13 protein-coding genes are annotated in these 11,229 nt (G+C 67.1%); 12 read left to right on the top strand and 1 reads right to left on the bottom strand.

What is annotated here, in order from left to right; genetic code table 11:
• The 5 genes from AB4Z27_RS23720 to AB4Z27_RS23700 all read left to right on the top strand — a co-directional run.
• A partial coding sequence (locus tag AB4Z27_RS23720; protein ID WP_441645397.1) for a hypothetical protein occupies window positions 1–253 on the top strand: 253 nt, incomplete at its 5' end.
• A gap of 90 nt (window positions 254–343) precedes the next feature.
• Window positions 344–730 carry a DUF488 domain-containing protein gene (locus AB4Z27_RS23715; RefSeq protein WP_092299991.1) on the top strand — a complete coding sequence of 129 codons (387 nt, stop codon included), beginning with the start codon at window positions 344–346 and terminating at the stop codon, window positions 728–730.
• Window positions 731–814: 84 nt separating this feature from the next.
• Window positions 815–2,059 (top strand): nucleoside recognition domain-containing protein, encoded by a 1,245-nt coding sequence (locus tag AB4Z27_RS23710; RefSeq protein WP_092299994.1) that lies wholly within the window; start codon window positions 815–817, stop codon window positions 2,057–2,059.
• A gap of 382 nt (window positions 2,060–2,441) precedes the next feature.
• Window positions 2,442–4,553, top strand: a complete 2,112-nt coding sequence (locus AB4Z27_RS23705; protein ID WP_441645396.1) for an FUSC family protein — start codon at window positions 2,442–2,444, stop codon at window positions 4,551–4,553.
• Window positions 4,554–4,652: 99 nt separating this feature from the next.
• Window positions 4,653–4,931, top strand: coding sequence for a DUF1488 domain-containing protein (locus tag AB4Z27_RS23700; RefSeq protein ID WP_441645395.1), 279 nt, complete (start codon window positions 4,653–4,655; stop codon window positions 4,929–4,931).
• 4 nt (window positions 4,932–4,935) lie between these two features.
• Here the strand turns inward: AB4Z27_RS23700 and AB4Z27_RS23695 are convergent, their stop codons facing one another.
• On the bottom strand, window positions 4,936–5,403 hold the full coding sequence (locus tag AB4Z27_RS23695) for a universal stress protein (protein WP_092300003.1): 468 nt from the start codon (window positions 5,401–5,403) through the stop codon (window positions 4,936–4,938).
• Window positions 5,404–5,660: 257 nt separating this feature from the next.
• Between AB4Z27_RS23695 and paaA the strand changes: the two genes are divergently transcribed.
• The 7 genes from paaA to AB4Z27_RS23660 all read left to right on the top strand — a co-directional run bounded on the left by paaA (window position 5,661) and on the right by AB4Z27_RS23660 (window position 11,229).
• Complete coding sequence (gene paaA / locus AB4Z27_RS23690) at window positions 5,661–6,683, top strand: 1,2-phenylacetyl-CoA epoxidase subunit PaaA (RefSeq protein ID WP_441645394.1); 1,023 nt, start codon at window positions 5,661–5,663, stop codon at window positions 6,681–6,683.
• 21 nt (window positions 6,684–6,704) lie between these two features.
• Window positions 6,705–7,019, top strand: coding sequence for a 1,2-phenylacetyl-CoA epoxidase subunit PaaB (gene paaB / locus AB4Z27_RS23685; RefSeq protein WP_092300010.1), 315 nt, complete (start codon window positions 6,705–6,707; stop codon window positions 7,017–7,019).
• 10 nt (window positions 7,020–7,029) lie between these two features.
• Window positions 7,030–7,881 (top strand): 1,2-phenylacetyl-CoA epoxidase subunit PaaC, encoded by an 852-nt coding sequence (paaC, locus tag AB4Z27_RS23680; protein WP_441645393.1) that lies wholly within the window; start codon window positions 7,030–7,032, stop codon window positions 7,879–7,881.
• A 20-nt stretch (window positions 7,882–7,901) separates the two neighbouring features.
• On the top strand, window positions 7,902–8,513 hold the full coding sequence (paaD, locus tag AB4Z27_RS23675) for a 1,2-phenylacetyl-CoA epoxidase subunit PaaD (protein WP_441645392.1): 612 nt from the start codon (window positions 7,902–7,904) through the stop codon (window positions 8,511–8,513).
• A 27-nt stretch (window positions 8,514–8,540) separates the two neighbouring features.
• Window positions 8,541–9,632, top strand: a complete 1,092-nt coding sequence (gene paaE / locus AB4Z27_RS23670) for a 1,2-phenylacetyl-CoA epoxidase subunit PaaE (RefSeq protein WP_092300019.1) — start codon at window positions 8,541–8,543, stop codon at window positions 9,630–9,632.
• Window positions 9,633–9,782: 150 nt separating this feature from the next.
• Entirely contained in the window at window positions 9,783–10,580 is a 798-nt protein-coding gene (locus tag AB4Z27_RS23665; protein WP_092300022.1) for a DUF1835 domain-containing protein, read from the top strand.
• Window positions 10,581–10,587: 7 nt separating this feature from the next.
• Window positions 10,588–11,229, top strand: a complete 642-nt coding sequence (locus AB4Z27_RS23660; protein WP_092300025.1) for a TetR/AcrR family transcriptional regulator — start codon at window positions 10,588–10,590, stop codon at window positions 11,227–11,229.

Genomic DNA, 11,229 nt, shown 5'->3' with positions numbered 1-11,229 from the left:
CGGTTGTTTGGTTGTTAAAGAACTGGCCACACCGGCTTTGCCGGGGGCGGTACTGCTTGTCTGCGCTGCGTCGTTTGCGTCGCAGCAGAGAAACGAGATTATGAAGAACAACCTGCGTTTCGTCAACAGGTCAGCGAAGTTTTTTTCGCYGCGGTCAGCGCTGGAAAACTCCTCAGCCCRACCACCCATCAACCCCGCAACCCTTGTCGCTGCTGCGTTTGCAGCGCGGTTTGTGTTGCGAGGGGACGAATAGTAGGCGACTGATGGCAGGCTGGCAAGCGATTTCGCAAAATAATTCTCAAGTTCATCTCAGGTGCCGTTTAGAGCACAAAACGAGGAAACCATGACCATCCGTATCGTGAGATTAGGATCGCCGCGCGCCGAGGATGAGGGGCTGCGCATGGGCACGGTGCGACGGCCGCCGCGCGGGGTGCCAAAGGCTGAGTTCGCCTGCCGTGACTATTACGATGTCTGGTACCCGGCGCTTGCACCATCCACGGACCTCGTCGCGCAGGCCCAGGCCGCCACGGACGGCAAGGCGTGGCGTGCCTTCGAGAAGAAGTACCGTGCCGAGATGGCCGAGCCCGATGCCAGCCGCACGCTAGATCTCCTTGCAGCCTTGTCCCATCAGACGAACTTCTCGCTCGGTTGCTATTGCGAGGACGAATCTCACTGTCACCGCAGCATCCTGCGCGACCTGCTGGCCAAGCGCGGCGCCGACCTGGCGTAATCCGCACGCTATGATGCGAAGCTTCGCCGCCTGCTTTTTAGTAAGCAGGCAAGGCGAAGCTTCTCACTGGCCTCTCATACGTCGATGGCACTGAACCTCGTCTGGCTTGGATTCTTCCTGATTTCCTTCCTGGCCGCCTGCGTGCGGCTGGCTCACGGCGACACGGCGGTCTTCCCGGCCATGCTCGCCAGCCTGTTTGACAACGCGCGCACCGCTTTCGAGATTTCTCTTGGGCTGGCCGGCGTCATGTGCCTCTGGATTGGCATCATGCGGATTGGCGAGCGGGCCGGCGTGGTCGATCTCTTCGCCCGGGCCATGAACCCATTGCTGCGTCACTTCTTCCCCGGCGTGCCGCAGGGCCACCCGGCACAGGGCGCGATGATGATGAATGTGTCCGCCAATCTGCTCGGCCTGGACAACGCCGCCACCCCGCTCGGGCTCAACGCCATGCGCGAGCTGCAGACGCTGAATCCCAAGCCGGACACCGCCAGCAACGCCCAGATCATGTTCATCGTCCTGAACACGGCCGGGCTGACGTTGATTCCCACGTCGGTCATCGCCATCCGCCAGGCGATGGCCGTCAAGCAGGGGCTCACCGGCTTCAATGCGGCCGATATTTTCCTGCCGACGCTGCTCGCCACCGGCGTCTCCTGCCTGGCCGGGCTGCTGGCCGTGGCCTGGGTGCAGCGACTGAACCTGCTCAAACCCGCCGTGCTGGCCGCGTTCGCGATCACGGCGGCGGCTGTCGGGGGGCTGTTCGTCTGGCTGCGGCAGGCGCCGCCGGATCAGGTGAGCCAGTTGGCCGCGCTCGCCGGCAGCGCCTTCATCCTGTCGCTGATCACCCTGTTCCTGGTTTGCGGCGCGGTGCGGCGGGTCAATGTCTACGACGCCTTTATCGATGGCGCCAAGGAAGGCTTCGGCGTCGCGGTGCAGATCATTCCTTATCTAGTGGCGATCCTCGTGGCGATTGGACTGTTCCGCGCCTCGGGGTGCATGGACGTGCTCATGCAGGGCCTGTCGGCCGGATTCGCGTGGCTGGGACTCAATACCGACTTCGTTCCCGCGCTGCCAGTCGGCCTGATGAAGATCCTGTCCGGCGCCGGCGCGCGCGGGCTGATGGTCGATGTGATGAGCACTTACGGCGTCGACTCCTTCCAGGGCCGACTCGCGGCGATCATCCAGGGTTCGACCGAGACCACTTTCTATGTGATGGCCGTCTATTTCGGTAGCGTCAATGTGCGCAATACCCGTCACGCATTGGGCTGTGCGCTGTTCGCCGATGTGGTCGGCATGACCGCCGCCGTGTGGATCGCCTACCTCTTTCGATAGCGCTGTTGTCCCAATGCAACGTGATTGTGCGCTTTTGAAGTCATTCTYGAACGCGGGACTTGGTGCGTCGCAACAACCTGTGTATAGTGAAGTCTGTCTCCTCCACCACCTCGGTGGATTCCAACCCGCGCATCACTTGCGCGGGTTTTTTTTGCCCAAAATCTGTGGAATCCTCAGATCGATAGGCGGTTTTTGATCGGTCTACATCACGAATGTGACATCTGCACCGGTCAGCGTCACTTTTCCCCGTCGTGGTGCAAGCGCGCACAGTTGCCGCGCAAATCGCAGAAAACCCACACCTTTGTTGCGATGCACCAATCAGCATCGTAGAGTGGCATCAGCAATAACCCTGACACCCCGCCGCTCTCCTAATTTGCCTGCGATGCCTACCGCTGCGCGCCTTCTCCGATACTGGCCCGATACCGCCTACCTGCGGCGTGGCATCGTCTACGCCTTGTCTTTCCTGGCGCTGGCCGGTACCGGCTGGCTGACTGGCGAACACGGTTATCTCTGGTCGGCAACGGCATCGATCTGGACCTGCCTGGCTGATCGCCAAGGCACGGCGGCCGCCCGCATGCGTGCGCTGGGCACCGTGGGCATCGGCGGTGCGCTGGCCAGCGCACTGGGCGCGAGCCTTTCGGGGTCGCCGCTGCTGGCACTGCTCGTGGTGCTAGCCGCAGGGCTGGTGGCCGGTTTGGTCGAGCTACGCGGCCCCGCAGCCGCTTTGTGCTTCAAGCTGCTCTATGTGGTGCTCATCGCCGCCTGCCTGCAGCCGGCCGAAGGTTTACCGATCGCCACCTACGCGTGGACGAGCAGCGTCGACTACCTGCTAGGCGGCGTCTTTGCCTGCCTGGTTTGCCTGCTGTTGATTCCCTCCCAGCGCGACACCCGGCCGCGGACGGAGGTAGTCGCCGTCTACGACGCCCTGCTGCGCTTTGCCGATTTCCTGGCGACTACCGCGCCCGACCACGACAGCACGCCACATAAGCAGGAAATCCGCCTTCGTATCGAAGCGGCGCGCGCCGCCGTGACCGCCCGGCGTGGCCTGCGAGACCCGCTGGGATTGCTCCACTACGCCTACGCCGTGGCGGTGGCCGACGCCATCTTCGCCCTGCTGATCGTCGCTGGCGAACTGCGCGAGCGCGCCGGCGACACCCACGGCCTGCCGCTGGCCTATGCCGCGCGCTGCCTCGCCGATACGCAGGAGCAGGTTCGCCAGGCCCTCGCCCGTCATGCCCCGGACCTGCCGGCACTGAGCGCGATGCTGACCCGCGACCTGCGTGGCCTCGTGGCGCAGCGCCCCAATGCCTCCGCGCCGCCCCCTTACCAATCCGCCCTGGCCGCGCTGGCCCAGCACCCCGGTTTCGATCGATGGCGCGAGCGCTTCGTCTGGCCGAATACCGGCGTCACGGCCATGCTCGATCGCCTGGCGCATACGCTGGCCGACCTCGCCGCGCGCGATGCCCGGGTGTCGCGCCACGCGCTCCGGCTGGCGCTGGCGGGCGGGCTGAGCCTGTTGCCGTCGCAGATCTGGCAGGTCCATCACAGCTACTGGGTGGCCGTCACCGTGATCATGGTGCTGAGCCCGCGCCTGCAAACCACCCGGCAGATCTCGTTTCTGCGCTTTGCCGGTTCGCTGGGCGGTGCGCTGCTGGCCTGCGGCATCAGCCTGATGCACCCCACGCCGACGCTGGCGCTCGGCATCAGCGCGGTATTCCTCGCCGCCGCCTATGCGACGCGGCTGGCCGGCAATGCCGGCGCGTTCGCGTTCTGCCTGACGCCAGCGGTCATCCTGTTCTCCTGGCTCGGCGAGCCCGCCGCCAGCAGCAGCCACGTGGCGGCGTTGCGCGGCGCCGATACGGCCATCGGCTGCCTGATCGCGCTGGCCAGCTATGTAGTGCTGGCGCCACGTGCGGAGTTGTCGCGCGCGTTCCGCCACAGCCTGGATGCGCTCRCGGTCAACGCGGTCTACCTCCGCGCCTCGATCAGCGCGGCGCGCGCGCTGTCGGCGGCGCCAGCCCGGCTCGAGGCGCTGCGCGTGGCTGCCGGCCGCGCCTCCACCCGTGCCGAGGACACGCTCGCCCAATGTGCGGCCGAACTGGATCCGGCGCTGGCGGTCACTCATCGCACCCTGCATGCCACAGCGCGGCGAATGGCCGCACTGGCAGGGCTGCTGCGTGCCGGCACCGAATCGGGGGAGATCTACACGAAGCCCGTGCCGGCCGTGCAGGCACTGCTTGGCGATCTGGAGGCCCGACTGGCCGAGGTGGCCGTCCGACCGGGTCACACCGGCGTGACGGCAGCGGTGGCGCCGGCCCGGCTGGCACCGCTAACGCCCGCCGATCCGCCCTTTGACCGATTTCTGGCGGAACAGGCTGGCTACGCGGACAACCATATCGATGCCGCGCATCACACGGTCGCCAGGCTGCGCACCCTGGTGGCGGAACAGGCGCTGGCGACGCGCTCGCGCTTGCGCGGGGTCAAGGCGGGATGAGATAGCCCGGCATTTCGGCGTTCGGGCAGGCGCTCGCAACTATCCTAGAATGATTGGATATCCGCCGTTTCCCCGTTCCCGACAAGTACGAGGTGCGCCATGGCTCAAATCTCCTTCCCGACCAGCGTTCCGTCTTACTGCGCCGCCAGTCTGACGCTATCGTGCCCCGCTACGGTCAATGGCAATTCATCGCAGTATTCCGTGACCGCCGAGGCGCTCGAGAACCATTGTGGCGCCCAGTCGCCGCGCGAAGACGACCTGCGCGCCGCGTTCACGAGTCACCGCCAGCGCATTGAGCATCTGGCGGAAATCCTGTTCGAGCTGACCAAGGCGCGCGAGATCGTCCTGCGCAGCGGGCATTTCCGCTTCGCGGACTGATCGATCAGCCTTCGGCCGCCTGCCCGCGTACCAGCAGCACCGGCATCGTCGCCTGACGGATCACCGCCTCGGCCACGCTGCCGAGCACGATACGCCGCACGCCGCGCCGGCCGTGGGTGCCGATGACCAGCAGGTCCCCGCCCCACTGGCGCGCGGCTTCATTGATCGATCCGGCGATGTCGCCGGCCACGGCAGGCTCCGTCACCAGTTTCGTCTCGAACGTCGCACCGGCGTCGCCCAGCACCTTGCCGGCCGCCTCCAGCGCGCGTTTGCCGCTGTCCGCGAAGGCGCGCTCGATCTGCGTGGGGTCGTAGTAGCCCGCGTCGAACAGCATCACGCCGTTGTCCACCACATAGAGCGCCAGGATCGTCGAGCCGCCGCCGGCCACCCGCAGGGCCTCGCGCAGGGCCAGGTCGGACGTGCTGCTGCCATCCACCGCCACCACGATCCGGTTGTAAGCCGTGCTAGTCATTGCCTTGTCCTCCGATAGAAGAGAGAAGCGCCGCAGCCGTGCCGCGACCGCTACATCCGATACTACACGTGGCGCCAAACCCACGTGATGAGCCGATTCTGAAAATGGGATAGGCGGATCACCCATCACGCGCACCCATCCATACGCCATTAAATTGACCGACCGGTCGGTTTATATATATAGTGAGCAGACCCGCCGCCGCCGTCCAGCCTCGACAAGAACAACCACCGCGCGGCCACCCATCAGAAGGAGACGTTATGTACACGCAGAGTCTCGACCTGCCCGGCCAGCCTGCCCAGCCCACGGTCACGCCGCTCGGCGGGCCGCAGGATGCCGGCCTCGCCGCGCGCCAGGCCGCGTTCGACGCGCGCATGGCGGAAGACGGCAAGATAGAGCCGATGGACTGGATGCCCGACGCCTACCGCAAGACCCTGGTGCGCCAGATCTCGCAGCACGCGCATTCGGAGATCGTCGGCATGCTGCCGGAGGGCAACTGGATCAGCCGCGCGCCGTCGCTCAAGCGCAAGGCCATCCTGCTGGCCAAGGTGCAGGACGAAGGCGGCCACGGCCTCTATCTATATAGCGCGGCCGAAACGCTCAATGCCTCGCGCGATGATCTGGTCGATGCCCTGCACACCGGCCGCGCCAAGTATTCGTCGATCTTCAACTACCCGACGCTGACCTGGGCGGACGTCGGCGTGATCGGCTGGCTGGTCGATGGCGCGGCGATCATGAACCAGATTCCGCTGTGCCGCTGCTCGTACGGCCCGTACGCGCGCGCGATGATCCGCATCTGCAAGGAGGAGTCGTTCCACCAGCGCCAGGGTTTCGACGCCCTGCTGGCCATGATGCGCGGCACCGATGCCCAGCGCGAGATGGTCCAGGACGCGGTGAACCGCTGGTGGTTCCCGGTGCTGATGATGTTCGGCCCGCCGGACGCCGCCTCCACCAACAGCGGCCAGACCATGGCCTGGGGCATCAAGCGGATCTCGAACGACGACCTGCGCCAGAAATTTGTCGATGCCACCGTCGAGCAGGCCAAGGTGCTGGGCGTGACGCCGCCCGACCCCGGCCTGAAATGGAATGCCGAGCGCGGCCACCACGACTACAGCCCACTCGACTGGGACGAATTCTGGCGCGTGATCAATGGCGACGGCCCCTGCAACAAGGAGCGGCTGGCCACGCGCGTGAAGGCGCACGAAGACGGCGCCTGGGTGCGCGAGGCCGCGCTGGCCCACGCCCGCCGCCGCGCCGAACGACCGCAGCGCGAAGCCGCCTGACCGCCGCCCAAGGAGACAGACATGGCGCAATCGACACCTGAGACGCACCCGAGCAAGAAGGAATGGCCGCTGTGGGAAGTGTTCGTCCGCAGCAAGCAGGGACTGGAGCACAAGCATTGCGGCAGCCTCCACGCCGCAGACGCCGAGCAGGCGCTGCACATGGCTCGCGATGTCTACACGCGCCGGCAGGAAGGCGTGTCGATCTGGGTGGTGCCCTCGTCCGCCATCACGGCCAGCGCGCCGGCGGAGAAGGCCGAGCTGTTCGATCCGGCCGCCGACAAGATCTACCGGCACCCGACGTTCTACCAGCTCCCCGACGAAGTCAACCATATGTAAGGCCGGCACCATGACGCAGACCCTCGTCGCCGACGATCGCGCCCTCGACAGCTCCCACGACCTCGCCCGCACCGCGCCGCTGCAGTACGTGCTGCGGCTGGCCGACAACGCGCTGATCCTGGGCCAGCGCAACGCCGAATGGTGCGGCCATGGCCCGGCGCTGGAAGAAGACATCGCGCTGGCCAACATCAGCCTGGACCTGATCGGCCAGGCGCGGCTGCTGTACGCCCATGCCGGCGAACTCGAAGGCCGGCTCACCGGCCGCGCGCGCCAGGAGGACGAGTACGCGTACTGGCGCGAGGAACGCGAGTTCCGCAACTGGACGCTGCTGGAGCTGCCGCACACCGGCCCGCTGGCCGGCACGGCCCGGACCGAGCGCGACTACGCGGTCACCATCATGAGAAATTTCCTATACGGGGCGCTGATGGCCGCACTCTGGCCCGCGCTGGAGACCAGCCAGGACGCGGGGCTGGCCGCCATCGCCGCCAAATCGGCCAAGGAGGCGCGCTACCACCTGCAGCATGCGGCGGGATGGGTGGTGCGGCTGGGCGACGGTACCGATGCGTCCCACGTCCGCATGCAGCGCGCGCTGGACCACCTGCTGCCCTATATGAAYGAGTGCTTCGCGCCCGATCCAGTCGAGCAGGCCGCCGCCGACCAGGGCGTGGCCGTGCCGACGGCAAGCCTGCGCGACGCCTGGGAGGCCATCGTCCACGCCACTCTGGAGGACGCCACGCTGCGCCTGCCGGCGCCCTCGGCGTTCGTCTCCACGGGCAAGCTCGGCGTGCATTCGGAACACATGAGCTACCTGCTGGCCGAAATGCAGGGGCTGGCACGCGCCCACCCCGGCGCGCAGTGGTAGGCGGGGGTCCGGTCATGCGGATGGCGTCGACTGTCACCTCCCCCTTCGCACCGGCCTTCCCCGTCGCCACCGCGACCGGCCCGCGCTCGGCCGACGAACGCCTCGCCGCCGCGTGGGCCGCGCTGGAGGCCGTGCCGGACCCCGAAATCCCGGTCGTGTCGATCCGCGATCTCGGCATTTTGCGAGACGTACGGCTGGCCGACGATGGCGCGACGCTGGAGGCGGTTATCACGCCGACCTACTCCGGCTGCCCGGCCATGTCCCAGATCGAGGAAGACGTGGGCCGCGCGCTCGAAGCCGCCGGACTGGCGCCGTGGCGTGTGCGCACGGTGCTGGCGCCGGCCTGGACCACTGACTGGATCACCGAGGCCGGCCGCGCCAGCCTGCGCGCGTACGGCATCGCCCCGCCGGGGCGTTGCGGATCGCAAGACAGCGAGATCGGCGCGAGCGCGACGGTCAGGCCGCTGCGCTTTGTCCCACGCGCCCTACCCCACGCAACCCCGGCCATCGSCTGCCCCCATTGCGGCAGCACGCAYACCGAGGAGCTATCGCGCTTYGCCTCCACGGCGTGCAAGGCGCTCCACCGTTGCCTGGACTGCCGCGAGCCGTTCGACTACTTCAAGCCGTATTAAGTCCAGAAAGCCAGAGGCAGACACGCGATGACCCCACAGTTCCACCCGCTGCGCGTGGCGCAGGTACGCCCGGAAACGTCCGACACGGTGTCGATCGCCTTCGAGGTGCCCGAGCCGCTGCGCGACGCCTAYCGCTTCACGCAGGGCCAGTTCCTCACGCTGAAGGCTCCCGTCGACGGCAAGGACGTGCGTCGCTCCTATTCGATCTGTTGCGGGGTGCAGGACTACGACGAGCGCGGCGAACTGCGCGTRGCCGTGAAGCTGGTGGACGACGGCGTGTTCTCCACCTGGCTGCACGACACCGTGGCGCCCGGGCAGGTCTTCGAGGTGATGACGCCCGATGGCCGCTTCCACGTGCCGCTGGACACCGCCGCCGCGCGCCACTACGTGGCCTTTGCCGCCGGCAGCGGCATCACGCCGGTGCTGTCGCTGATCCGTACCACGCTGGCGCGCGAGCCGCGCAGCCGCTTCACGCTGGTCTACGGCAACCGCAGCGTGGACAGCATCATCTTCTCCGAGGCGCTGGAGGATCTGAAGAACCAGTATCTGTCCCGTTTCACGCTCTACCACGTGCTGTCCCGCCAGCCACAGGAGGTGGATCTTCTGCACGGCCGGCTCGACCGCGCCCGGGTGGCCGCCTTCCTGGAAACGCTGATTCCCGTCGACGATATCGACGCCGCCTTTGTCTGCGGCCCGGCCTCGATGATCGACGAAGTGGAGGCGGCGCTGAAGGAAGCGGGCCTGGATCCGCACCAGATCCACGCCGAACGCTTTGGCGTGCCGCTAGCGTCCGCGCCTCGTAAAACGTCGACGGAACACCACGCGAGCCACGCCGGCACCGCCGAACTGGTGGTCGTGCTGGACGGCAAGCAGCACAAGATGCGCCTGCCGCTGGAGGACGCCAATGTGCTGGACACCGCGCTGGCAGCCGGTCTGGACCTGCCCTACGCCTGCAAGGGCGGGGTCTGCTGCACCTGCCGCGCCAAGGTGCTCGARGGCAAGGTCGAGATGGAGAAGAACTACACGCTGGAGCCGTGGGAGATGGAAAAAGGGTTCGTGCTCACCTGCCAGGCGCGCGCGCTCACGCCCCGGGTGGTGGTCAGCTACGACGAACGCTAGTTGTTGCTGGTGGCACGACTGTCGCCGTGATTACAATGGCGGGACACGCTCCATGCGTCGCATCGTCCGCCACAGGGCCGTTCGCCAACGGCGGGACCGATGGCGGCCGGGGTTCCGCCGGGACACGTCGCACCCTATACAATCACGGTCATGCAATATATCCATGTCGTCAACGGCGATGTTGCGGGCAACACGCTGCGCCAGGCCCTGGCCCAGGCGGCCCGTCCCGATCCGGTGGTCGTCCTGCGCGACGACCTGGCCGTCGGCCCCATCGCGGATGTGGACAGCACCGGCCTGATCCGCTCCGGCTTCTGGCAGCGGGTGGCGCCCCATACCGATATCGACTTTGCGGCCGAGATGCGCCAGGCGCTGGACCAGCTCCAGGCGCTACGCCGCGACGACCTGGAGGTCGCCATCTGGCACGGCCAGAGCGCCTCCGACCAGCTCATGCTGCGCCGGGTGGTCTTCCACCTGTACCAGGCGCCCCAGCGGATCAATGAAGTGTCGATGGACCTGCGCGAACTGGAGGTACCCGCCCAGGGCAACCTCGCCGCCATCGGCATGTACCCGGCCGCGCGGCTGGCGCGGCGGTTCTCGACCATCGCGCCGGTCTCGGTGCTGCGGCTGGGCCGGCTGGGCTACGAGTGGCAGCAGAACGTGAAGGAGAACGCCGACGTGCGGCTCTGGAAGGGCAATACGCTCGTGCCGGCCGCCTACCATAACGTCGACGACGTGATCCTGGAGCGCGCGCCCGAGGACTGGAAGCCGGCCGCCGAGGTGGTCGCCAGCGTCATGGGCGCCATCGAAGGCCTGCTGGCGAGCGACTGGTTCGTGTTCTGGCGCTGCCGGGAGCTCATCAGCACCGGGCAGCTCATGCTGCGCGGCAACGCCGATTCGCTCCAGACCTGCGAACTGCGCCGCAACCCCCTCAGCGCGAGCGCGGAATAAGCGGCCCATGGCAAGAACCAAGGCGCCCGATTTCGAGGCACAACGCGAGCAGATCCTGGACCTGGCCGCCGCCGCCTTCGCGGCCAGCAGCTACCCGAGCACGTCGATGGCCGACCTCGCGGCGGCCTGCGGCACGTCCAAGGCGCGGCTCTATCACTATTACGAGAGCAAGGAAGCGATCCTGTTCGACCTGCTGGACCGCTACACGCGCCAGCTGATGCTGATCGTCACCCAGGTGGAAGCCGAGAGCGAGCGTCAGGGCCGTACCGACGCCGAGAGTTTCGGCGATCTGCTACGCGCCTTCCTCGCCGAATACGAAACGTCTCAAACTCGGCACATCGCGCTGATCAACGACGTCAAGTTCCTGGCCGACGAACAGCGCGACCTGATCCTGAAGCGCGAGCGCGACGTGGTRGCGGCCTTCTCCCGCAAGCTGCGGCTGGCCTACCCGGCGCGCGTCACGCGCGAGAACCAGACCGCGCTGGCGATGACCGTGTTCGGCATGATCAACTGGACCTTCACCTGGCTCAAGCCGGGCGGCAAGCTGTCTTACGGCCAGTTCGCCGAGATGGTCGTGGACCTGCTCGACAACGGCCTGGCCAATGGGCTGGCCGACGGGCTGGCACGCAGCGCGCCGGCCCAGCCCTGA

This window comes from Cupriavidus sp. KB_39, assembly GCF_052114485.1.
In the GTDB taxonomy this organism is placed as follows: domain Bacteria; phylum Pseudomonadota; class Gammaproteobacteria; order Burkholderiales; family Burkholderiaceae; genus Cupriavidus.
The sequence above is the reverse complement of the archived record's forward strand: the minus strand, read 5'-3'. Positions and strand labels throughout refer to the sequence as shown.

Coding starts and splice junctions, on each gene's coding strand:
- AB4Z27_RS23715 (WP_092299991.1), top strand. CDS start 344: ATGACCATCCGTATCGTGAGATTAGGATCGCCGCGCGCCGAGGATGAG.
- AB4Z27_RS23710 (WP_092299994.1), top strand. CDS start 815: ATGGCACTGAACCTCGTCTGGCTTGGATTCTTCCTGATTTCCTTCCTG.
- AB4Z27_RS23700 (WP_441645395.1), top strand. CDS start 4,653: ATGGCTCAAATCTCCTTCCCGACCAGCGTTCCGTCTTACTGCGCCGCC.
- AB4Z27_RS23695 (WP_092300003.1), bottom strand. CDS start 5,403: ATGACTAGCACGGCTTACAACCGGATCGTGGTGGCGGTGGATGGCAGC.
- paaA (WP_441645394.1), top strand. CDS start 5,661: ATGTACACGCAGAGTCTCGACCTGCCCGGCCAGCCTGCCCAGCCCACG.
- paaB (WP_092300010.1), top strand. CDS start 6,705: ATGGCGCAATCGACACCTGAGACGCACCCGAGCAAGAAGGAATGGCCG.
- AB4Z27_RS23665 (WP_092300022.1), top strand. CDS start 9,783: ATGCAATATATCCATGTCGTCAACGGCGATGTTGCGGGCAACACGCTG.